We start from the raw sequence: 22,441 nt of genomic DNA, 5'->3' as shown, positions 1-22,441 counted from the left end.
GTGCGTCCTTTCCTTCAGGTGTTCCTGGGTGTGGTGTGGTGTGGCGTGGTGTGCGGGTCGCGGGCGCGGGTCAGGCCGGGCCGGTCAGTTCGACGGCGGCGAGTGCCAGCGCCTTCGCGGTATCGACGAGATCGCTGACCTCGATGTACTCGTCGATGGTGTGGAGGGTGGGGGAGCCGTCCGGGCGGGTCGCGGTGGGCCCAAGACAGACGGCGGGGGTGCGCCCGTAGCGGGTCAGGGTCGCCGCGTCGGTCCAGGAGGGCTCGCCGAGCACCCGGGGGGTGCGGCCCAGCGCGGTGGCGCAGGCGGCGAGCCGGCCGGCCAGCGGGTGCCCGGATCCGACCTCGGCGGGCGGCAGTTCGGTGTCCCAGGCGAACCGGGGCGGATGCGCGGTGAGCCAGTCGTCCGCCGCGCAGGCCGCCCGTACTGTCCGCTCGATGTCGTCGCGCACCCGGCTCGCCCAGCCGCCTTGGTCGGCCTGGACCGGCAGATAGGTGATGTCCAGGGCGACTTCGCAGGACGCCGGGTAGGTCACCCACCACTCGCCGCCCCTGATGGTGGTCGGCACGATCGACGGCGGCGGCAGCAGCGGGTGCCGGTGCGCGGGGTCGGCCGCCCAGCGCTCACGCAGCCGCTGGAGGGCGGCGAGCACCGGAAGGGTCTTCTCGATCGCGTTGACGGCGCCCCCGGCCCGCCAGTCTCCCGGCGGGTGTTCGGCGTGCCCGGGGCGGCCCGCCACGGTGACGGTGCCGCCGAGAATGCCCCGCTGCGCGGTGACGACGTCCAGGTCGGTCGGCTCCGGGACGATCGCCGCGTCCGCGCGTACGCCGTGGTGGACCGAGGCGAGGGTGCCCGCGCCGTTCCACTCCTCGTCGGTCGCGGTGTTGATCAGCAGATCGCCCGGCAGCCGGACACCGAGGGCGGCGAGCGCCTCGGCGGCGACGACCGCCGCGGCTATCCCGCCCTTCATGTCGCAGGTGCCGCGCCCGTACAGTCGCCCGTCGCGGACCTCGGCGCGGAACGGATCACTGCTCCAGGCGGCCTTCGGCTCGGCGGACACCACGTCGATATGGCCGTTGAACAGCAGCGACCTGCCGCCGCCCGTACCGGGGAAACGGGCGATCAGCTGCGGGCGGCCGTCGAAGCCGAGCCCCGGCGGTGTCTGCGGCGACACGGGCAGGCTGCCGGGGGCCGGGGTGAAGACATCGGCGGTGGCACCGGCCGCGCGCAGCCGGTGGGCCAGATACTCCTGCAGATCGGCCTCGTCGCGCGCCGGTTCGGCCGCGCTGCCGCGCACCGTGGTGTCGAAGGCCACCAGGTCGCAGGTGAGGCTGACCAGGTCGTCGGCGCGCCGGTCGATCTCGGCCAGGACGGAGGTGTTCGTCATGCGTATGCGATCCATGTCGTCTTCAGGCCCGTGTACTTGTCGAAGGAGTGCAGGGACAGATCGCGCCCGAAGCCCGACTGCTTGAACCCGCCGAAGGGAGTGGCGGGGCTCAGCGCGTCGACGGTGTTCACCGAGACCGTCCCGGCGTGCAGCGCGTCGGCCACCCGGTGGGCGCGGGAGAGATCACGGGTCCAGAGCGACGCGGCGAGGCCGTACGGGGAGTCGTTGGCGATCCGTACCGCGTCCGCCTCATCGGTGAACGGCAGCACGGTCAGCACCGGCCCGAACAGCTCGTCGCGGGCCAGCGGCGCGTCCGGGGCCAGACCGGTGACCACGGTCGGGTCCAGATAGGCGCCGGGCCGGTCGGGCCGGGTGCCGCCGCAGGCCAGGCGGCCGCCCGAGCCGGTGACCGTGCCGAGGATCCGGGCTGCCTGCTGCTCGTCGACCAGCGGGCCGAGCCGGGTGGCCGGATCGAGCGGATCGCCCGGCACATAGGAGGCGGTGTGCTTGACGACCCGTTCGGTGAAGTCATCGGCGATCGAAGCGTCCACCAGCAGCCGGGTGTTGGCCGAGCAGACCTGGCCCGCGTTGTAGAGGAAGCCCCACGCCGCGCGCTCGGCGGCGGCGTCCAGATCGGCGTCGGCGAAGACCAGACAGGGGCTCTTGCCGCCGGCCTCCAGCCACACCTGCTTCATGTTGGAGTCGGCCGCGTACGAAAGGAACTGCTTGCCGACGGCGGTGGAACCGGTGAAGACCAGGGTGTCCACGTCCGGATGGAGCCCGAGCGCGCGCCCGGCCGCGGGTCCGGGGCCCGGCACCACATTGAGCACCCCGTCCGGCATCCCGGCCTCCGCGGCCAGTTCGGCCAGCCGCAGCGCCGACAGCGGGGACTGCTCGGCGGGCTTGAGGACGACGCTGTTACCGGCGGCCAGCGCGGGCGCCAGCTTCCAGACGGCGATGTCCAGCGGGAAGTTCCACGGCACCACAGCGCCGACGACCCCGAGCGGTGCGCGCCGCACCAGCGCGAGACTGCCCGGCGGGGTGGGGGCGACCTCGTCGTACAGCTTGTCCGCCGCCTCCGCGTACCAGGCGAAGCAGCCTGCGGCGCCCGGCACGTCGGTGCCGTACGACTCGGTGATCGGCTTGCCCATGTCGAGGGTGTCGAGGAGCGCCAGCTCCTGGCCGTTCTCCTCGATGAGTGCGGCCAGACGCAGCAGGACCCGTTTGCGGACGGCGGGGTCGGCGCGGGACCAGCGGCCGTCGTCGAAGGCGGTACGGGCGGCCCGGACCGCCGCGTCGACCTCGGGTGCGCCGCCCAGGGCGACCTGGGCGACCGTACGGCCGGTGGCCGGATCGACCGTGGCGAAGGTGGCTCCGTCGGCGGCCGCGGTCCAGCGGCCGTCGATGAACGCGTGGGTACGGAAGGTGAGTTCTGCGGCGCGCCTGCGCCAGTCGGCGTGGGTGTTCATACGGTCGGGGCTCCGGAGGTCGGTGCGGGTGAGACGGGCGGTGTCGTGCTGTCGGGGGATGAGGTGCCGGGGGCCGGGCGGCGCCTGCGCTCGGCCTTCCGGGCGGCCAGCAGATAGACGGGGACGGTGACCACGAGCCCGGCGATCCAGCCGAGGTCGGTGTCGCCGAGCGCGTGGGCGACGGGCCCGGTGTAGAGGGACTGCGCCATGAAGGGGATCTCGGCGAGGATGCCGAGGACGTAGACCCCCAGCGCGACCGGGTTCCAGCGGCCGTAGATCCCGCCGTCCCGGGCGAAGAACGACGCGACGTCGTAACTGCCGTGCCGGATCAGATAGAAGTCGACGAGGTTGATCGCCGTCCACGGGATCAGGACGTACTGCAGGACGTAGATCAGATCGAGGTAGCTGCTCATGAAGGACCCGGCGAGCACCAGGGCCAGCGCGACGGAGAGCAGGGTCAGGACGGTCCCGATGACGGCGCGGCCGGTGGCGCGGGGCAGCCAGCGGTGGGCGAAGGTCTGCACGGCGGTGACCGCGCACAGCACCGCCCCGTACAGGTTCATGGCGTTGGTGAGCATCGTGACCAGGGCGAAGCTCCACAGGGTGAGCTGCCCGAGCGTGCTGCCGAGCAGCTGGTCCAGAGCCGCGATCGGGTTGTCGCCGCCGGCGAGGCCGATGGCCGCGCCGACCACCATGGGGAGCAGGCTGCCGATGACGCACCCGGCGTAGGTGCACCAGAGGGTCGAGCGGACCCCGGCCCGGCCGGCCGGCATGTAGCGCGAGTAGTCCGAGACGTACGGCGCGTAGGCGATCTGCCAGAGCGCCCCGACGGAGACCACCCCGAGGAACCCGCCGACGCTGAAGCCGCCCCCGGTCAGGAAGCCGTCGGGCAGACCCTCGGTGAACAGCCAGACGGCGCCGGCGAGTTGGACGGCGCCGAACACCCAGCTGGTGAGCGTCCCGATCCGGTGCATCAGCCGGTAGCCCACGACGGCGACGGCCAGACTGACCACCGCGCCGATCAGCACCCCCATGTGCTGGCCGACCGGGGTCACCTCGCTCAGCGACTGGGCGCCGACGACCAGATTGGAGGCGAAGAAGCCCTGATACATGACGATGACGACGAGGACGACGGCGAGCGCGCCCACCGAACCGAACTGGCCGCGGCTCTGGATCATCTGCGGTACGCCGAGCTGCGGGCCCTGCGCCGAGTGCAGCGCCATCAGGAAGCCGCCGCCGAGATGCCCGGCCAGCAGGGCGGCCAGGCTCCACCAGAAGGAGAGGCCGAAAGCGGTGGGCGCCAGAGCGCCGGTGACGACGGTCAGCGGGCCCAGGTTGGCGCTGAACCAGATGGTGAACAGATCGCGGGTGCGGCCGTGCCGTTCGGCGGTGGGGACGACGTCGATGGTGCGGTGCTCCACGACGCCGGGGGCGGGCGACGAGTGGTGTTCCATGCTGCCTCCTCGGCGCGGTTCGGAGCGCGCCCTGCAAGGCCGGGTTCTTTGATGCGAGATTCAAACAATGGTGGAGGGCGCCGTCAATAGCAATGGCACGCTGATGTCAGGTAAATTGAACTGACGGACGGAGAATGACTTCATGGCGCGACCCAAGAACCAGGGAGCCCGACGCGAGGCGCTCATCGACGCGGCCGGCCGGGCGATTTCCGAACGGGGCATCGCCGGCCTGCGGATCAAGGACATCGCGGCCGAGGCGGGTGTCTCCGCGGGGTCGGTCCTCTACTACTACCCGGACCTGGACGATCTCGTCTTCGAGGTCCACCAGGGCGCCGTCGAGCGGTTCCTCGCCGACCGGCACAGCCGTACGGACGGCATCGCCGACCCCGTGGCGCGGCTGCGCGAAGCCATCGCGTCCGGTCTGCCCGCCGACGCCGATGACGCCGCGCACCGGCTGCTGTACGAGCTGCACAGCAGAGCCGACCGCAGCGCCTCGCACGCCGCGCTCATGGGTTCGCTCTTCGCGCGGGAGACCGCGCTGTACGCGACGGTCCTCGAACTCGGCTCGGCCTCGGGCGACTTCACGCTGACCGAGCCCCTCCAGGACACCGCCCGCAATCTGGTGACCCTGGAGGACGGCTACGGCCTGCACATCGTCAGCCGCAACACCGCCGTCGACCGCACGGCGGCGCTGCGGATGATCGCCGGTTACGCGCGCACGGCCACCGGCTGCCCGGGCCTGTGAACCGGCGCGCCGCCGGGCGGAGCGTGGCCCGGCCGCCGCGTCGGGTGGGGCCGGGCCGCGGGAGGGCCCCTATGCCGTCAGGGAGTTGATCTCACCGTGCCGCACGCCCTCGATGGACTCGATCCGCGCGGCCTGCTCGTCGGTGAGCACATCGCAGACCCAGTCCCAGTGCAGCGCCACCCGGTCACCGGGGGAGACCCCGGCGATCAGCGACCTGCCGCCGGTGGACCAGCGGACCCGCTCCCGCCGCGGCGGCCCCGTCACGAGCACCTTCCCGTCCCAGCTCAGCGGGCGGGACTCCACGGTCGCCGACTCACCGTCGACGCCGGTGACCACCCCGGTACGGATCCGGCACCGGTCGAGCACGGACAGCGCGGCCGGGTTGCCGCCGGCGCGCAGCAGTACTGCCCACGGATACACGTCGTACACCTGGAAGCTGTGGTGCGGGACGGCCCGGTGCGCGGCCTCCCGCCAGGTGCCGCCCGGCTGCCCGCGGAACCGGTCGAGCAGCCGCTCCACCAGCGCCGCCGGGTCGGCCAGGTCGAGGAGTTCGTTGCCGATCCAGTACGCCTCGACCACCCGCGCGTCGAGCGGATCGGCGATGCCCGCCGACTCCGCGAGGAATTCGAGATAGCACCAGGCGCCGTCGAACTGCCGGGCCCGCGCCTCCATCCCGGCCACCGCACCGGGACGCAGCAGCGCCGCCGCGTCGTCAGGGCCGCAGTAGCCGAGTTCGTTGGGGGGATAGGCGTAACGCGCGAACAGCAGCGCGCCCTCGGCGCTCACTCAGCAGATCCGCGGCAGCTGTTCGCCGATCGGCAGCCCGACCACCCGGCTGCCGCCGAGCCCGGTCCTCGCCACCACCATCCCGGCGTGGTCGGGGACGCAGGTGCCGATCCGGCGGGCCGAGCGGCCCAGCGGGTGCGCCCGCAGCGCGGCGATGACCTCGTCGGCGCTCTCGGCGGGCACCACCGCGATCAGCTTGCCCTCATTGGCCACCTGGAGCGGGTCGAGCCCCAGCAGACTGCACGCGTCGCGCACCGTGTCCGGGACCGGCAGCTCCCGTTCCACCAGCTCGATCCCGACATCGGCGGCGCGGGCGATCTCGTTCAGCGAGGCCGCGACCCCGCCACGGGTCGGGTCCCGCAGCACATGCAGATCGGCGCCGGTCGCGATCATCCCGGCGACGAGACCGTGCAGCGCGGCCGTGTCGCTCTCGACCGTGGTGCCGAACTCAAGACCGTCCCGGCAGCTCAGCACCGCCACCCCGTGCACCCCGATGTCGCCGCTGATGAGGACGGCGTCCCCGGGGCGCGCCCGGCGCGGGCCGATGTCGACGCCGTCGGGCACCACACCGATCCCCGAGGTGTTGATGAAGACGCCGTCACCACTGGCGCTGTCGACGACCTTGGTGTCCCCGGTGACCAGCTGGACGCCCGCGGACCGCGCCGCAGCTCCCAACGCTTCGGCGATACGGCCGAGTTCATCGAGTGCGGTGCCCTCCTGGAGGATGAAGGCCGTCGAGAGGAACAGCGGGACCGCGCCCGACATCGCGAGGTCGTTCACCGTCCCGTTCACGGCCAGATCGCCGATCGACCCGCCGGGGAAGAACATCGGCTTCACCACATAGGAGTCGGTGGAGAAGGCGAGACGGGAGCCGCCGCCGGCCGACAGCACGGCCGAGTCACCCAGTTCGGCCGCGGCCGCCGAGCCGTAGGCGGGCAGGAACAGATGCTCGATCAGCTCGCCCGACATCGCGCCGCCGCCCCCGTGGCCCATCACCACGGACGGCGTCTCGCGCAGCGGGACCGGACAGACCCAGCTCTCGAAATCCAGCTCGGCGGGGGACTGCATCGCTTCGGTCACTTGGCTTCGACCAGTTCCAGTCGGCGGTATGTGTGGTAGGCGGCGCAGGCACCCTCGGACGACACCATGGTGGCGCCCAGCGGATTGCGCGGGGTGCACTCCTTGCCGAAGGCGGCGCACTCATGCGGCTTGATCAGCCCCTGGAGGACCTCGCCCGAGCGGCAGAGCGCCGACTCGGCGGTGTGGATACCGGTCACGTCGAACCGCTGCTCCGCGTCGAACTCCGCGTAACCGGGAGCGAGTCGCCAGCCGCTGCGGGGAATCATCCCGATGCCGCGCCAGGTCCTGTCGGTCACATCGAAGACGTCCCGCAGCATCTCCATCGCGGGCAGGTTGCCCTCGTCCCGTACGGCCCTGGAGTAGGCGTTCTCCACTTCGTGGCGGCCCTCCTCCAGCTGGACGACCGTGCGCCGGATGCCTTCGAGGATGTCCAGCGGCTCGAAGCCGGTGACGACGATCGGCACCCGGTACTTCTCGGCGAGCGGCGGGTACTCCGCCGTGCCCATCACGCTGCACACATGACCGGCGGCGAGGAAGCCCTGCACCCGGCAGGTGGCGGACTCCATGATCGCCGAGATCGCGGGCGGCACCAGCACGTGCGAGACCAGCAGGGAGAAGTTCCGTACGCCCAGCCGCCTGGCCTGGTACACGGTCATCGCGTTCGCCGGGGCCGTGGTCTCGAAGCCGATCCCGAAGAAGACGACCTCACGGTCCGGGTTCTCCTGGGCCAGCTTCAGCGCGTCGAGCGGCGAGTACACCACCCGGACGTCCCCTCCGGCGCTCTTCACCGAGAACAGGTCCTGGCTGCTGCCCGGCACCCGCAGCATGTCACCGAACGAGCAGAAGATGACCCCCGGCCGGGCCGCGATGGCGAGCGCCCGGTCGATGATCTCCAGCGGGGTGACACAGACCGGACAGCCGGGCCCGTGGATCAGCTCGACGCCCTCGGGCAGCAGCTGGTCGATGCCGTGCCGGATGATCGAGTGGGTCTGGCCGCCGCACACCTCCATCAGGGCCCACGGCCGGGTGGTCGCCGCATGGATCTGGTCGAGCAGCTTCTTCGCCAGCTCGGGGTCGCTGAACTCGTCGAGGTACTTCACCGGACCACTCCTTCGGGGAACTCCTGCTGTGCGGCCCGTGCGGCGAGTTCGAAGCCGTCGCCGAACTCCTCCTCCAGGATGCCGAGCCGGTCGAAATCGGCCAGCGTCCGCCGGGCCGACTCCTCGTCGAGCCGCTGGATGGCGAACCCGACGTGTACGACGACGTACTCACCGGCCGTCACATCGGGGATGTACTGGAGGCACACCTCTTTGCGCACCCCGCCGAAGTCGACGTCGGCCATCAGCGTGCCGTCGACCTCGGCGGTGCTGAGGACGCGCCCCGGAACTGCCAGACACATGGTCCCTCTTCTCTGTGGATCCCGGTGGATCCGGTGGATCTCTGCGGATGTCCCGGCGTACGGGGGTCAGCCCGACGCGGCGATCAGGAGCTGCCCGAGGGCGATACCACCGTCGTTCGGGGGCAGCAGTCTCGGCCGGAGCACGGTGAAGTCCGCTGCTTCCAGGCCGCGTTGGGCGGCCTCCAGGAGCACGGCGTTCTGGAAGACGCCGCCGCCGAGCGCCACCACCCCGAGCCCGGTCCTCTCGCGTGCGAGCCCGGCCAGGGTGACGGTCAGGGCGGCGACACAGGCGTGGAAGCGCGCCGCGATCTGCTCGGCCGGAGCCACCGCCCGTACGTCCGACACCACCGCGCGCACCACAGGTCCCGGATCGGCGACGACGGGCCCGCCGTCCACCGCATCCCGGATCCCGAAGGAGTACGCGTCCGCCGGATCCGGCCCGGCGGCCCTGGCCAGCGCCTCGAGACCGATCGCCGCCTCCGCCTCGTACTCCACCTCGTGGCGGACCCCGGCCAGCGAGGCCACCGCGTCGAAGAGCCGGCCCATGCTCGACGTCGGCACACAGCCGAACCCGGTGGCGAACTGATGGGCCAGCACGTCCCGTTCCCTCGGCGGGCAGGCCCGCACGCACGGCAGCCGCTCGTCCGGCCCGACCCCGGCCGCGTGCAGGTGGGCCAGCGCCATCCGGTAGGGCCGCAGCACACTCGCGTCGCCGCCCGCCAGCGGTACGTACCCCAGGTGCGCGGCCCGCTCGTACGACTTGTAGCCGGCGATCAGCACCTCGCCGCCCCACGCCGCCCCGTCCGTACCGGCGCCCGTGCCGTCGAAGGCGACCCCGATCACGCTGTCGCCCGCTCCGACGCCGTGCTCGCCCATGACCGACGCGATATGGGCGTGGTGGTGCTGCACCCGCCGCACCGGCCGGGACCCGGCGTGGGCCACCGCCCAGGCAGCCGACCGGTATCCGGGGTGCAGATCGGCCACCAGCTGCCCCGGCTCGACGCCGGTGAGCAGCTCGAGCTGCCGCTCGGCCCGGGTCAGTGCGTCGGCCGTGGCCAGGGTGCCCATGTCACCGATGTGCTGGCTCACCCAGGCGTAGCGCCCCTCGGCCAGCGCGCAGGTGTTCTTGAGGTCAGCGCCGGCCGCGAGGAGCGGCGGTACGTCGAAGGGCAGCGCCAGCGGCAGCGGGGCGTAACCGCGGGAGCGGCGCAGCGGAAGCTCGGCGCCCGCCACGAACCGGCTGACCGAGTCGTCGCACGGCACCTCGATGCGGCGGTCGTGCCGCAGCCAGGCGTCGGCCAGCGGCGCGAGCCCGGTGAGGGCCACCGCGTCATCGGTGACGATCGGCTCACCCGAGAGGTTGGCCGAGGTCATCACCAGCGCGTCGGGCCCCGGCCGGTCGTCGCCGATGCCGAACAGCAGGACGTGCAGCGGGGTGTACGGAAGCATCAGCCCCAGATCCGGGCTGTCCGGCGCCACCGAGGCGGCGAGCCCGGCTCCCCGCGGTGTCCCGCGCCCGGGCAGCAGCACGATCGGCCTGCGGACACCGGTCAGCAGCCGCTCCTCGTCAGCGGTGAGCGTCACCAGCTCCGCCGCGACCCCGGTGTCCGCGACCATCACCGCGAAGGGCTTGCCGCCGCGCCGTTTGCGCCGCCGCAGCTCGGCCACCGCCGCCTCGTTGCGGGCGTCGCACGCGAGGTGGTAGCCGCCGAGCCCCTTCACCGCGACGATCCGGCCGTCGGCCAGCAGCTCCCGGGCGCCGCGCAGCGCGTCATCGCCGCTCGCCGATGCCCCGTCCTTGCGGACCAGTTCGAGCGTCGGCCCGCACGCGTGGCAGGCGATCGGCTGGGCGTGGAAGCGCCGGTCACCCGGATCGCCGTACTCCGCCCGGCAGTCGCCGCACATCTCGAAGGCGGCCATGGTGGTGGCCGCCCGGTCGTACGGCACACCGGTGACGATGGTGAACCGGGGGCCGCAGTGGGTGCAGGTGATGAAGGGATGGCGGTAGCGGCGGTTCGCCGGATCGCGCATCTCGGCCAGGCACTCCCGGCACGTCGCGACATCGGGCGAGACCAGGGTGCGGGCCGGGCCCGCGCCGTCGGACTCCCCGATGGTGAACTCCGTGCCGCCCAGGGTCGCCAGGTCCGACTCATGGACGGCCTCGACCACGGCCAGCGGCGGCGCGTCCGTACGCAGCCTCCTGCCGAACTCGGCCACCGCCCCCGCCGCGCCCTCCACTTCGGCGACCACACCGGACCCGGTGTTCACCACCGAACCGCTGAGGGCGAGTTCACGGGCACCGACATAGACGAACGGCCGGAACCCGACCCCCTGGACCACCCCGTGCACCTCGAACCGCCGCCGCACCCGGTCGGCTGGGTCCGGCCTGTCAGCCCTGTCAGCCCCGTCAGCCTGGTCAGCCCCGTCAAGTCTGTCGGCTCTGTCGGCCCTGTCCGCGGGGGCCGTACCGCCGGGTGCGGCCTCCCCGTCGCGACCGCGGCCCATCATCTCCAGGCCGGAGAGCGCCTCCCCGGCCTTCGCCGCGTCGATGATCTCCAGCGCAAACCCCATGTGGAGCAGCACCCAGTCGCCGTCCGCAGGAGGGGAGTCGAGCATCCCGACGTTGACCCGCCGCTGCGCGCCCTCGACATCGACGAGGGCGAGCTGACCCGCGTATCCGTCGACGAGCTCCACCACCCGCCCCGGAATGCCAAGGCACATGTTCAGGACCTCCTGGTCGGGGCGGGCTCGGCGGGCAGCAGCCGGTCCACCAGAATCCGTACGGCGTCCATGGCCGCGGGCACCGCCGCGAGGACCGCGCGGCTGAGCCCGATGCCTTCACCGACGTCGGCGGGGGTGCACCCCACCACGTAGGTGGACGGAAGGGTACCGCCCAGTTGCTCCAGATTCGCCAGGACTGCTACCGGATTCATGCCGTGTGCGTCGAATTCACCCGAACCGAGATCGTCAGGACCCACTTCGAGCACGGTCACCTCGCCGGGCGGCCCCCCGCCGGGGCAGGCGTCGACCAGCACCAGCGCGTCGTACCCGGCCAGCAGGTCGTACGCGAGGTGCATGCCCCGGATGCCGTAGTCCACGACGCGGACGCCGGGCGCCAGGATGTCCGAACCGGCGAGCGCGCGGACCACCTCGGGGCCGAAACCGTCGTCGCTCAGAAAGAGGTTGCCGACCCCGGCGACCAGTACGTGCTCCGTCAGTACGCGTTCTGTCAGTACGCGTTCCGTCACCGGCGCCACACCCCGGCGGCTGCCGGGCCGGGCGCCGGGGCCGACACCGCGCTCACATCGAACGCATTCGCAGATACCGGCGGATGTCCGGGATCGACTGCACCCCCACGGCCACAGCGGCTGCCACCAGAACTGCGCCCGCGGCTGCGGTGATCACACCAAGGGTCTTCACGATGAGCTCTCCTCCCGGTTTTCGAGGGTGGTCCCGGCGGGCAGGGGCTCCAGCTCGTCGGGGGCGAAATAGAAATAGCGGCCGTACCAGTCGTGCATGTCCGCCGCCGGATCGTCGACGAGGACCAGGGCGACATGCGTCCCGCCGTCGACGTCCGAGAGCACCGCGGTCACCCGCGCCACCTGTCCGGCGAAGAAGAGGTCCTGGGCGTCCGCCCGGCGCGCGGGATGCACCCGCACCAGGCTGCCCTGGGACACGCTGACACCGTCGATCACCACCGCGTCGGACGACGGACGCACGCTCGCGTCAGCGGCGGGGTCCCACCAGGGCGCACCGCCGGTGTCGAACGCGGGAGGTTCGGCGTCCCGGAGGTCGGCCCCGGGGACCGGCGGTCCCGGCGCGGTGGCCGCGTACGGGTCGCGCAGCAGCCCGTGCAGCTGCTGGAGATCCGCCGCGGACATCGAGTCGCAGCGTTCGATGATCTCCCTGGCCCTGGGGTCGGTGGCCCGTGCCTCCGCCTTCTCCTCCTCGGTCATGGTCATGACCCGCAGGGTGAGGATCTCGTCGATCTCGGTGGAGTCGAAGAGGGCGCCCGGACTCTGCTCGGCCACCTCCGGGTGGTCGTAGAGGATGATCGGCGCGCCCAGGACGGTGTCCGCCGAGCCCTTGGCGCCGGCCAGGACCGGCCAGCACCTGCGCTGCCGGCAGCGGGCCGCGGCGGCCGCCGCGCGCTCGGGCGGCTCCAGGAGCGAGACGAACTCGCCGCCGTGCGCCCGCAGGATCAGATGCGCCCCGATCAGCGAGCTGCGGATCGCCTCGTCCTTGGAGCCGGGCGTCCCCGGATGCTCGTTCGCCACGGTGAGCGACAGCCGCAGCAGCCCGTCGTCATCGGCGGCGCCCGCCCGGATCCGGACGTCCAGCGGCAGCCTGCGCCGTACGATGCGCCCGGCCGGCGCGCCGTCGGCGCCGGTCAGCTGCTCCACGTCCTCGCCGCCGGGCACGGTGCGCCGTACGTCGGCGGGCTCCGCCAGGGAGAGCTCGGGCAGCACGATCTCCTGCTCCACGGCCTCCTCCCAGCTCAGCAACCGGGCACCGGCCACGGTGAGTTCGGGCACCGGGGTGTGGCTGCCGTCCGCTTCGAGCCGCTGCACCTCGCGCATCTGCACCTGGAGGAAGCGCAGATGAACCGTGACGGCGGCGGGTGAGCCGTCCGGAGCCAGCAGGCACTGCATCGCCATGTCCGGCTCCTCGCCGAAGCAGGCGGGCGCCGCGGACGGCGGCCCGAGTACGCCGAACTGCCAGCGCGACCGGTTCTTCCCGGAGCTGGCCCGGTACGGGTACAGCAGATACCCCTCGTACAGCACCGCGTCGGCGACCGTACGGACCTCGTCGAGGCTCATGGCGTTCACAGGGGTCACGGGACCACCTCTCCGGTCTCGGCCAGCAGCGTGTGGACCGTCTCTTCCCAGCTGATCAGCCCGCGCCGGGCACGGAAGCCGGCGAACTCGGCGATGACGTCGTGATCGAGCCTGATCCACCCGGCGTTCGGGAAGTGGGCGGCGACCATCTCCCGCCACACCGCGACGGGCATCGAGTGGCGGGCCTCGCAGTCCCAGGGGATCTGCCGTACGCCGAAGCCGGCGCTGCCCTTGGTGAAGACGGTGCCGGAGAAGAGCAGCGTGAGCGGGACCGTGCCCTCCCCGAGAGCGTGCAGATACCGCGAGCCCGTCACGTCGAAGTCATAGGTGCAGGGCAGCGCGAGGCCGGTCTCGGTGGCACCGGTGAACCCCTGGACCGTGGTGTTGCACTGCATCCAGAGGAACGGCCGCAGGGTGTCCGCCCACCGGGAACGCTCCCCGAACAGCCCGCGCAGCCCCTCCTCCTCGGCCGCGTCGTAGGAGCGGCGCTGCGGCTCGATACGGACCTGGCACTGCAGGACGATCGCGTGGATCCGCTCGCCGCTGCTCTCCTCGATCCGCAGCCGGGCCGTCAACTGGGGTGCGGCCGCGTACGGTTCGGCCACGATGTCGAGCACCGAGAAGTCCAGTACGGAGAAGTCCGTGCCGCTCACGAGGCCGCCTCTGCGGGTACGGCCCTGCTGCGGTCCCGCACCTGAGCGAAGAAGGCGTCCATCGCCGCGTGCGCCTCACGGCCTCCGTCGAAGCCGCGCCACAGGGTCCTCAGCCGGCCGACCAGCTCGTAACACGCGTCGATCGGCACCAGATGGCAGGAGCCGTCCCCGGTGCCGGGGCGGCGGATCAGCAGCGCCTCGACGTCGGGGCGCAGCACCGCGAGCGAGGGCGCGGCCGCCACGATGGTGTCCCAGGCTTCCAGCGGCAGTTCGGACTCCGTCGCGCCCGCGGGCCCGGGGTAGAAGGCGACCGTGCGCTCCTGCACCGAGTTGCGGAACAGGAACGCCAGACCCACCGGGATCTGGAGCTCGTCCCAGGCCCGTGCGTCCAGCGGCACTCCGTCGAAGCGGAGATACCGCTCGGGCACCGCCCGGTAGCGCAGCCGCGCGTCCTCCTCGGTGAACAGGAGATAGCAGGCACGGCAGCTGCACATCAGCGCCCGGCTCTCCAGGTTCACCACATGCGAGTGTTCGGGCCCGACCGGCTCCGCGCACATCTCGCAGCGCTCCCCGGCCACCGGCCGCGGACGGCTGCGGGTGATCCGCCGCAGCGCGGACACCGGGGTCGCGGTACGTCCCGGGGGGCTCATGCGGAGACCGGCGCCGGCACCGCGACGGAGACCGTCGGGCCGTCCACGAGCAGGGGCAGCGGATCCAGGTGCAGCCCGTCCACGTCCAGACAGGCACCGGCCCGCCGTACGTCGTAGTGCGCACGGCAGCCGGGGCAGCGCAGCACGCCGTCCCCGGACGCGCCGCCCAGCCTGCGGGCCAGCGCCACACCGTCGAGCGACCGGTCGCACCGCGCGCACCAGTCACGGAAGGCGAAGAGACCGGACCCGAGCCGGCACGCCAGAACCGGGATCGCGCCCACGGTGAAGTGCCGTACGCCACCGGGCTCCAGGGTTTCGAGGCCGGGCACGGCCTCCCAGGACGAAGCGCCGTCGCCCGGAGCGGACGCCGCCTCGTGCAGCCGGGAGAACAGCGAGTCCACCGTGACCAGCGGCCCCGGTTCGCCCGCCGCGCCCTCGGCCGGCGCCTCCACCTCGATCCCGGTGATCTCCGGGGCGGCCGCCTCGACCGCGCTGCGCACGGCCAGCTTGAGCGTGGCCGACGACGAGGGGCACCCGTCGCAGCTGCCGAGCAGCCGCAGCGTCACGACGCCGTCCGGCGTGACGCCCAGCAGCTCCACATCGCCGCCGTGCGACCCGAGGTACGGCCGGACGCTCTCCAGCGCCTCCTCGACCCGGGTCTCCACGCCGTACGGGTGCAGCCCGTGCACCAGCAGCAGACTGGCCACCAGGTCGTCGGCCGCGAGAGCCGCCAGCAGCTCGCCGTCCAGTCGGCCCTGCTCGTGCACGAGGTCGAGCAGCCGCTCGAGACCGGCGCCGTAGAAGTCCGTGACCAGCCGGACCAGTTCCTCGCTCCGCTCGCGGGCCACGGCGCCGCCCGCCGCACTCGCGGCGATCAGGGTGTCGATACGGTCACCGGTCGCCCGCCAGTCGGCGGGCCCGGAAGCGCTCTGCTCCGCCTCCGTCATCACTCGCTGCCCGCGGACTGGGTGGGGGAGTGCAGCAGTTCCAGCTTCTTGCCCTCGCCGAGATACATGTGCACGCCGCAGGGCAGACAGGGGTCGAAGCTGCGCACCGTGCGCATGATGTCGATCCCCTTGAAGTGCTCCCGGTCGTTCTCCTCGAAGATCGGCTGGCCCTGCACCGCGTCCTCGTAGGGCCCCGGCGTACCGAAGTTGTCGCGGGGGCTCGCGTTCCAGGGGGTCGGCGGGTACGGGTGGTAGTTGGCGATCTTGCCGTCCCTGATCACCATGTGGTGCGACAGCACACCGCGTACCGCCTCGGTGAAGCCACAGCCGACGCCCTCGTCGGGGACCTCGAACTTCTCCCAGGTCTTCGTGCGGCCCGCCCGGATCTCCACCAGCGCCTTCTCGGCGAAGTGCAGCGCACAGGCGGCCGCGTACGCCTGGAAGTAGGTGCGCGCCCGGTTGCGCTCGATCGTGTTGCTCCACTTCGGGACGTGCCACTCCAGCTCGACCGGGCCCTTGAGCGCGGTCTTGGGGAGGTTGATCTTGACGCTCTTGCCGGTGGACTGGACGTAACCGATGTCGACGAGTCCGGCGAGCGCCGTGGTCCACAGCCGCGCCAGCGGGCCGCCGCCGGTGTCGAGGGCGAGGTAGTCCTTGCCGTCGAACCAGCGCGGCGACATGACCCAGCTGTACTTGTCGTCCAGGTCCCGCTTCTGCGGCTGCGGGTTGGTGTGCTGGTTCCACGGGTGCCTGCGGTCGACCGGGTTGCCCATCGGGTCGTGGGTCACGAACATCTCCTGCTCCTCCCAGTCGCCGTAGTACGACGAGCCGAGGAGGATCCGGATGCCCAGGTTGATCTTCACCAGGTCGGTGGTGACCAGCTTCCCGTCCACGACCACACCGGGGGTGACGTACATCTTCCGTCCCCACTCGGTCATGTCCTGGTACTTGAAGTTGCAGTGCTCCGGATCCTGGAAGGAGCCCCAGCAGCCCAGCAGGATGCGCCGGTTGCCGACCTGCTCGTAGCCGGGCAGCGCCTCGTAGAAGAAGTCGAAGAGGTCGTCGTGCATCGGCACGACCTTCTTCATGAACTCGACGTAGCGCTGGAGGCGGGTGATGTAGTCCGTCATCAGCTGCACGGTCGCCACGGTGCCCACGCCGCCCGGGTAGAGCGTGGAGGGGTGTACGTGCCTGCCCTCCATGAGGCAGAACATCTCCCGGGTCATCCGGCTGACCTGGAGGGCCTCGCGGTAGAACTCACCGGTGAACGGGTTCAGCGAGCGCATGATGTCGCCGATGGTCTTGTACCCGTGGGCCTCGGCGTGCGGTGACGGGGTGCGGTTGGCCTGCTCCAGCACGCCCGGGTTGGTCTCCGCGACCATCTTCTCGCAGTAGTCGACCCCGACCAGGTTCTCCTGGAAGATGTTGTGGTCGAACATGTACTCCGCGGCTTCACCGAGGTTGACGATCCACTCACCGATGTGCGGCGGCTTCACCCCGTACGCCATGTTCTGCGCGTAGCAGGAGCACGTGGCGTGGTTGTCACCGCAGATGCCGCAGATCCGGCTGGTGATGAAGTGCGCGTCGCGCGGGTCCTTGCCCTTCATGAAGACCGAGTAGCCGCGGAAGATGGAGCTGGTGCTGTGGCACTCGGCCACCACCTTCTGCTTGAAGTCGATCTTCGTGTAGATCCCCAGGCTGCCGACGATGCGGGTGATGGGGTCCCACGCCATCTCGACAAGGTCGTCCTTGCCGGGGATCCCGCTGCCACCCCTGCGTTGCGTCGCGGTCATTGCGCCGCCTCATCTTTCTTTCCGTTGCGGTCGGTCACCAGGTGCGGGTGGCACCGGTCGTGAGACTCCTGCCGGGCCTGCGCCACTTCGGCTCCTGGTCCAGCGTGTGTGTGGTCATGTTGCGCAGCCGGCGCATGGTCGCCCCGTACAGCCCGACCGCGTTCGACGAGAGCTTGCCGCCGGGCGGTTCGTCCATGAACGGCATGAACTTGTCCGGGAATCCCGGCATGGTGCAGCCGATGCAGATTCCGCCGACATTCGGGCAGCCGCCGATACCGTTCATCCAGCCGCGCTTGGGAACATTGCACTTGACCGTGGGTCCCCAGCAGCCGAGTTTGACAATGCACTTGGGCGATCCGTATTCGGTGGCGAAATCGCCCTGCTCGTAGTAGCCGGCCCTGTCGCATCCCTCATGAACCGTCTGTCCGAAGAGCCACGCGGGGCGCAGCGCGTCATCCAGCGGAATCATCGGGGCCTGGTCCGTCGCCATGTAGAGCAGATAGGTCAGTGTCTCGGACAGGTTGTCCGGCTGGATCGGGCATCCGGGGACGCACACGATCGGAATTCCCGCCTTGGACTTCCAGTCCCAGCCCAGATAGTCGGGCACCCCCATCGCGCCCGTCGGATTCCCGGACATGGCGTGGATACCGCCGTAGGTCGCGCAGGTCCCGACCGCGACGATCGCGGTGGCCTTCGGCGCCAGCCGGTCGATCCACTCGCTGGTGGTCATCGGCTGTCCGGTGGCGGGATCGTTGCCGAAGCCGCACCAGTACCCCTCGTCATGCAGCTGCTCGTTGGGGATCGACCCCTCCACGACCAGGACGAACGGCTCCAGCTCGCCTCTGTCCGCCTTGAAGAACCACTCCAGGAAGTCATCGGCGCCGCCGGTCGGACCGCACTCGAAGTCGATGAGCGGCCAGTGCACCGCGACCTGGGGCAGGCCGGGCAGGGCGCCGAGCGCGATCTCCTCGATGCTGGGCTGGGTGGCCGCCGTCAGGGCCACGGAGTCGCCGTCACAACTGAGTCCGGCATTGATCCAGAGAACGTGGATCAGCGTTTCTTCTGCCTTTACCGCTGCCTCTGTCGGCATAGCGCTGCCGCCTTCCGGGACCGGCGTGCCGATGCGGATTCCGCGGGGATCGGGGCGCCTGGTTCACGAGTGTGGTGTCGCTCACATTGCTACCATCTAGGCTCGGAGCGCGCGCCCTGTCAACGCGGGAAGAAATCCGTACGGATGCCATTGGGCCGTGCCATTCGGCGGTGTGGACATCGAAATGCGGGCCGTCCGGACACGGTCGGCACGGCTTTCCGGCGGTGAGCGGATCCGGATTGCGCCGGTCGAATGAACCGGAAAGAGAAAAAGGCCGACCGAATCAAGCGTAAGAGGCACGCACCGGTTTCAGGTCCTACGGTCGTGCCACCGACGCGGGAACGAGGCAGCGATGCATGAATTGTCGATCACGCAGAGCGTCGTCGACATGGTCTGCGAGCGCGCCGAGGGCAGACCGGTCCGCACCGTCCGCGTGCGGGTCGGAGTGCTCACGGCTGTCGTGGCGGAGTCGATGCGGTTCTGCTTCGACCTGGTGACGGCGGGCACGGTGGCCGAGGGTGCGCGCCTGGAGATCGACCAGCCGCCGGGAGCGGCTCGCTGCCGCACCTGCGCACAGGACTTCGCCCTGGCCGATCCCGTACTGCTCTGTCCGTGCGGCAGTGCCGACGTGGAGATCACGTCGGGACGTGAACTGCAGATCATCTCGATGAAAGTGGGCTGACCCATGTGCGGTACCTGCGGTTGTGGCGAAGAGGGCGGCGGCACGCGGATTGCCCTGCCCCACGAGGACCACGCACGGGCCACCGGCCGTCCGGGCCACAGTCACGACCACGACCACGACCACGGCCACAGCCACGACCATGGCGACGGTCACGGGCACCCCGAAGGCCACGACCACCACGGGCACGACGGCGCGCCCGACGGCGGGGAGACGGTCACCCTGGAGCAGCGGGTGCTCGCCAAGAACGAGCTGCAGGCGGAGCGCAACCGCGGTTGGCTCGCCGAGCGGCACATCGTGGCGGTCAACCTGATGAGTTCACCCGGCGCGGGCAAGACGACCCTGCTGGAGCGCACCATCAGGGACTTCTCCGGACGGCGTCCGGTCGCGGTGGTCGAGGGCGACCAGGAGACCATGCTCGACGCCGACCGCATCAAGCGCGCGGGATGCGCCGTGGTGCAGGTGAACACCGGCGCCGGCTGCCACCTCGACGCCGGGATGATGGAGGGCGCCCTCGCCACCCTCGCACCGGAGCCCGGGGCGCTGGTCCTGGTCGAGAACGTGGGGAACCTGGTGTGCCCGGCCCTCTTCGACCTGGGGGAGCGCAGCCGGATCGTCATCATCTCGGTCACCGAGGGCACGGACAAGCCGCTCAAGTACCCCTATATGTTCGGCGCCGCCGACCTGGTTCTCATCAACAAGGTCGATCTGCTGCCCTATGTCGACTTCGACGTGGCCCGGTGCGAGGCGTACGCCCGCTCCGTCAACCCCGACGTACGGGTGCTGACGGTATCCGCGACGACGGGCGAGGGCATGGACCAGTGGTACGAGTGGGTGGCGGCGCTGGACGACCAGATGCAGCTGAGCTGACGCTCCCCCTGGCGCGCGTGACCCTCAGTGGACGGAGAACCCGCCGTCCACGAAGACCGACTGACCAGTGACATACGCCGAGGCGCGGCCCGCCAGGAACACCGCCGCGCCCTCGAAGTCCTCGGCGAGGCCGTTACGTCCGATCATGGTGCGCGCGGCCAGGGCGGCCGTCTTCTCCGGGTCGGACGACAGCCGCACATTGAGCGGCGTCATCACGAAACCGGGCACCAGGGTGTTGCAGGTGACGCCGTGCGGCGACCACGCCTCGGCCTGGGAGCGGGCCAGCGACTCCAGCGCCCCCTTGGACACCCCGTAAGCGCCGCTCTGGACGAAGGCCCGGTGCGCCTGCTGGGAGGTGACGTGGATGATCCGGCCGAAGCCGCGCTCGGCCATGCCGGGGCCGAACCGCTGCCCCAGCAGATAGGGCGCCTCCAGATTCACGCCCATCGTGGTGTCCCACGCCTCGTCGTCCAACTCGCCCATCGGCGGGCGGATGTTGACCCCGGCGGAGTTGACGAGGATGTCCGGCTCGCCGAAGGGTTCGACCGCCTCTTCGGCCGCCGCCCGTACGCCCGCGCGGGTGCTGAGGTCGGCGCTGACCCAGGCCGCCCGGCAGCCGTCGGCCAGCAGCTCCCCGACGGTCGCGGCCAGTTCGGCCTCCCTGCGCGCCACGATGACGACGCTCGCACCGGCCCGGGCGAGCGCCCCGGCGATACTGCGGCCGATGCCGGAACTCCCGCCGGTCACGACGGCGACCCGGCCTTCCAGAGAGAACAGGTCGGAGAGATAGGCCCCGGTGGTGATCAACGTGCGGTCCTTCCGTGTGTCGTGGCCGGCCGGGCGAACGCGGCCCGCCGGTCCCGTAAGACCCTGCCATGGCCCCTACACCGGGTCTCTGCCGAGGTACCTGGTTACCGCTGGGCACCGGCCGGTGCCGTATCCACGTACATCGCATACGATAGGCGGGTGACGGTACGAGAAACCTTGCAACTCGGCGACCCGTTCCTGCGGACCCCGGCTGAGCCGCTGGCCACTCCGCTGTCCGGTCGGGCACGTGCGCTCGCCACCGACCTGGACGACACCCTGGCGGACTGGGTGAAGCGCACCGGATACGGCCGCGGGATCGCCGCCCCGCAGATCGGCGCCGGCGTCCGGATGGTGCATCTGCGGCTCGACGAGCCCTGGACGCTCGTCAACCCCCGCATCACGGAGCGTTCGGAGACGACCTGGGAGCCCTGGGACGCCTGTCTCAGCTTCTCCGTCGAGATCTTCTGCCGGGTCCGCCGCCATACCTGGATCACCGTCGACTACCTGTCGCCCGACGGCCAGGAGCACACCCTGCATGCCGACGGAGAGCTCAGCGAACTGCTCCAGCACGAGATCGACCACCTCGACGGCTTCCTCGCCGTCGACCGCATGACCGATCTCTCCACCCTCTGCATGCGTTCGGAGTTCGAGGCGCGGCACCGCGACGAAAGCCCCTACCGCCGATGAGCACCCCCGACCCCGCCGCTCCCATCACCCGCAACGAGCCGCTGAGGGAGGCCGTCTACGCACGGATCGTGACGCTGCTCTCCACCGGCCGCCTCCCGCCCGGTACGGCCGTGACGGAAGCAGCGCTCAGCCGCTCCCTCGGCGTCTCCCGTACACCGGTGCGCGAGGCTCTGCTGCGTCTGGAGGCGGAAGGTGTCGTGCACTCCTCGCTGGCGCGCGGCTTCGTCGTCAGGCCGCTGAGTGACCGTGAGCTCTCCGAGGTGTACCCCATCCTGGCCGCTCTCGAAGCCCTCGCCCTGCGCTCGGTCCGCCGGCCTCTCGGCACCGCGGAGCACGACCGGCTGGCCGGGCTGCTGGACGAACTGGAGGCGAGCGGCGACGCGGTGGCGCGGCGCGCGCTCGACACGGCCTTCCACACCGGGCTGACCAGCTGCTGCGGCAATCAGCACCTCCAGGAGGCGATCGCGAAACTGCGTACCAGCCTTTCCCGTTACGAGATCGCCTATATGCAGCACACGCCCTCGCGCGGCACGGCGGACCGGCAGCACCGGCTGGTGCTCTCGGCGCTGGCGACTGGCGACCACGAGCGCGCGGCTGCGGTCATCGAGGAGCACTGGCACGACGGCAAGCGCTGTATCGCCGCATGGCTCTCGGGAGCGGAAGCGGGCGCGGGTGCAACTGTGCGGTGACCGCCGCGCGTTGACAGCCGTACGGTCACCGCCGGCAGGGTCCCCTCAGCTGATCAGGGTCTGCTTCGGGCGGACCACACAGAACTCGTTGCCCTCCGGATCGGCCAGTACGGTCCACGACTCGTCTCCGGTCTGGCCGACGTCCGCCGGGGTGGCGCCGAGTGCGAGGATGCGGGCGATCTCGGCCTCCCGGTCCTCGGCGGGGGCCGTCAGATCGAGGTGCAGACGGTTCTTGACGGTCTTACGGTCCGTCACCGGCATGAAGCAGATACCCGTCGGTGCGGTCTCCTCCGGTCCGATCACCACCTCACGCTCCCGTTCGGACAGAATCCGCCAGCCGAGTACCGCTGCCCAGAAGCGGGCCAGACCGGGCAGGTCGTGGGCGTCGATGACGATGTGATGCAAGGAAACAGGCATG

23 protein-coding genes are annotated in these 22,441 nt (G+C 71.2%); 5 read left to right on the top strand and 18 right to left on the bottom strand.

The genetic code is table 11. The features are described from left to right. Positions 1 to 70: 70 nt before the first annotated feature. From OG510_RS08100 to OG510_RS08090, 3 genes are read right to left on the bottom strand one after another with little or no spacing between them, the layout of a single operon-like run. Entirely contained in the window at positions 71 to 1,387 is a 1,317-nt protein-coding gene (locus tag OG510_RS08100) for an ArgE/DapE family deacylase (RefSeq protein ID WP_406136089.1), read from the bottom strand. Then, a complete protein-coding gene (locus OG510_RS08095) occupies positions 1,384 to 2,856 on the bottom strand; it encodes an aldehyde dehydrogenase (protein ID WP_406136088.1) in 1,473 nt (490 codons plus the stop codon). Before OG510_RS08095 ends, OG510_RS08100 begins: the two co-directional genes overlap by 4 nt. Further along, positions 2,853 to 4,310, bottom strand: a complete 1,458-nt coding sequence (locus OG510_RS08090; protein WP_406136087.1) for a purine-cytosine permease family protein — start codon at positions 4,308 to 4,310, stop codon at positions 2,853 to 2,855. Before OG510_RS08090 ends, OG510_RS08095 begins: the two co-directional genes overlap by 4 nt. Before the next feature lie 142 nt (positions 4,311 to 4,452). Here OG510_RS08090 and OG510_RS08085 point away from each other — a divergent pair, with 142 nt between their 5' ends. After that, positions 4,453 to 5,055, top strand: a complete 603-nt coding sequence (locus OG510_RS08085) for a TetR/AcrR family transcriptional regulator (protein WP_406136086.1) — start codon at positions 4,453 to 4,455, stop codon at positions 5,053 to 5,055. A gap of 69 nt (positions 5,056 to 5,124) precedes the next feature. Here the strand turns inward: OG510_RS08085 and OG510_RS08080 are convergent, their stop codons facing one another. From OG510_RS08080 to OG510_RS08020, 13 genes are all read right to left on the bottom strand, one after another. Further along, the gene (locus tag OG510_RS08080; RefSeq protein WP_406136085.1) at positions 5,125 to 5,841 is read right to left on the bottom strand and encodes a DUF6390 family protein; all 717 of its coding nucleotides are present in this window, start codon (positions 5,839 to 5,841) and stop codon (positions 5,125 to 5,127) included. After that, the gene (gene hypE, locus OG510_RS08075) at positions 5,842 to 6,909 is read right to left on the bottom strand and encodes a hydrogenase expression/formation protein HypE (protein ID WP_406142332.1); all 1,068 of its coding nucleotides are present in this window, start codon (positions 6,907 to 6,909) and stop codon (positions 5,842 to 5,844) included. Between the two features lie 8 nt (positions 6,910 to 6,917). Next, positions 6,918 to 8,021, bottom strand: coding sequence for a hydrogenase formation protein HypD (hypD, locus tag OG510_RS08070; RefSeq protein ID WP_406136084.1), 1,104 nt, complete (start codon positions 8,019 to 8,021; stop codon positions 6,918 to 6,920). Next, positions 8,018 to 8,320 (bottom strand): HypC/HybG/HupF family hydrogenase formation chaperone, encoded by a 303-nt coding sequence (locus OG510_RS08065; RefSeq protein WP_164266094.1) that lies wholly within the window; start codon positions 8,318 to 8,320, stop codon positions 8,018 to 8,020. The genes hypD and OG510_RS08065 overlap by 4 nt, the downstream gene beginning before the upstream one ends. 66 nt (positions 8,321 to 8,386) lie before the next feature. Then, entirely contained in the window at positions 8,387 to 11,041 is a 2,655-nt protein-coding gene (hypF, locus tag OG510_RS08060) for a carbamoyltransferase HypF (protein ID WP_406136083.1), read from the bottom strand. 2 nt (positions 11,042 to 11,043) lie between these two features. Beyond that, entirely contained in the window at positions 11,044 to 11,568 is a 525-nt protein-coding gene (locus OG510_RS08055; protein ID WP_406136082.1) for a hydrogenase maturation protease, read from the bottom strand. A gap of 52 nt (positions 11,569 to 11,620) precedes the next feature. After that, positions 11,621 to 11,740 carry a DUF6893 family small protein gene (locus OG510_RS08050; RefSeq protein ID WP_406136081.1) on the bottom strand — a complete coding sequence of 40 codons (120 nt, stop codon included), beginning with the start codon at positions 11,738 to 11,740 and terminating at the stop codon, positions 11,621 to 11,623. Further along, complete coding sequence (locus OG510_RS08045) at positions 11,737 to 13,158, bottom strand: hypothetical protein (RefSeq protein WP_406136080.1); 1,422 nt, start codon at positions 13,156 to 13,158, stop codon at positions 11,737 to 11,739. The genes OG510_RS08050 and OG510_RS08045 overlap by 4 nt, the downstream gene beginning before the upstream one ends. Beyond that, positions 13,155 to 13,811 (bottom strand): DUF6084 family protein, encoded by a 657-nt coding sequence (locus OG510_RS08040; RefSeq protein WP_406136079.1) that lies wholly within the window; start codon positions 13,809 to 13,811, stop codon positions 13,155 to 13,157. Before OG510_RS08040 ends, OG510_RS08045 begins: the two co-directional genes overlap by 4 nt. Then, complete coding sequence (locus tag OG510_RS08035) at positions 13,808 to 14,461, bottom strand: DUF5947 family protein (protein ID WP_406136078.1); 654 nt, start codon at positions 14,459 to 14,461, stop codon at positions 13,808 to 13,810. Before OG510_RS08035 ends, OG510_RS08040 begins: the two co-directional genes overlap by 4 nt. Further along, entirely contained in the window at positions 14,458 to 15,408 is a 951-nt protein-coding gene (locus OG510_RS08030) for a NifU family protein (protein ID WP_406136076.1), read from the bottom strand. The genes OG510_RS08035 and OG510_RS08030 overlap by 4 nt, the downstream gene beginning before the upstream one ends. Then, on the bottom strand, positions 15,408 to 17,201 hold the full coding sequence (locus tag OG510_RS08025; RefSeq protein ID WP_406136075.1) for a nickel-dependent hydrogenase large subunit: 1,794 nt from the start codon (positions 17,199 to 17,201) through the stop codon (positions 15,408 to 15,410). Before OG510_RS08025 ends, OG510_RS08030 begins: the two co-directional genes overlap by 1 nt. Before the next feature lie 34 nt (positions 17,202 to 17,235). Further along, complete coding sequence (locus OG510_RS08020) at positions 17,236 to 18,291, bottom strand: hydrogenase expression protein HypE (protein ID WP_164266393.1); 1,056 nt, start codon at positions 18,289 to 18,291, stop codon at positions 17,236 to 17,238. Between the two features lie 352 nt (positions 18,292 to 18,643). Here OG510_RS08020 and OG510_RS08015 point away from each other — a divergent pair, with 352 nt between their 5' ends. Further along, positions 18,644 to 18,973, top strand: coding sequence for a hydrogenase maturation nickel metallochaperone HypA (locus OG510_RS08015; RefSeq protein WP_406136074.1), 330 nt, complete (start codon positions 18,644 to 18,646; stop codon positions 18,971 to 18,973). A 3-nt stretch (positions 18,974 to 18,976) separates the two neighbouring features. Then, positions 18,977 to 19,840 (top strand): hydrogenase nickel incorporation protein HypB, encoded by an 864-nt coding sequence (gene hypB, locus OG510_RS08010; protein WP_406136073.1) that lies wholly within the window; start codon positions 18,977 to 18,979, stop codon positions 19,838 to 19,840. 24 nt (positions 19,841 to 19,864) lie between these two features. On the opposite strand, the gene OG510_RS08005 is transcribed toward hypB, so the two are convergent. After that, the gene (locus OG510_RS08005; RefSeq protein WP_406142331.1) at positions 19,865 to 20,644 is read right to left on the bottom strand and encodes an SDR family NAD(P)-dependent oxidoreductase; all 780 of its coding nucleotides are present in this window, start codon (positions 20,642 to 20,644) and stop codon (positions 19,865 to 19,867) included. A 162-nt stretch (positions 20,645 to 20,806) separates the two neighbouring features. On the opposite strand from OG510_RS08005, the gene OG510_RS08000 reads away from it, so the two are divergent. After that, positions 20,807 to 21,334, top strand: coding sequence for a peptide deformylase (locus OG510_RS08000; protein ID WP_406136072.1), 528 nt, complete (start codon positions 20,807 to 20,809; stop codon positions 21,332 to 21,334). Next, on the top strand, positions 21,331 to 22,023 hold the full coding sequence (locus OG510_RS07995; protein WP_406136071.1) for a GntR family transcriptional regulator: 693 nt from the start codon (positions 21,331 to 21,333) through the stop codon (positions 22,021 to 22,023). The genes OG510_RS08000 and OG510_RS07995 overlap by 4 nt, the downstream gene beginning before the upstream one ends. A gap of 45 nt (positions 22,024 to 22,068) precedes the next feature. Here the strand turns inward: OG510_RS07995 and OG510_RS07990 are convergent, their stop codons facing one another. Beyond that, positions 22,069 to 22,440, bottom strand: coding sequence for a VOC family protein (locus OG510_RS07990; protein ID WP_406136070.1), 372 nt, complete (start codon positions 22,438 to 22,440; stop codon positions 22,069 to 22,071). Between the last annotated feature and the right edge of the window lies 1 nt (position 22,441).

Source organism: Streptomyces sp. NBC_01089, from assembly GCF_045162975.1.
Classification (GTDB): Bacteria; Actinomycetota; Actinomycetes; order Streptomycetales; family Streptomycetaceae; genus Streptomyces.
Note: the sequence above shows the minus strand (reverse complement) of the source record. Positions and strands in the feature narration are given on the sequence as shown.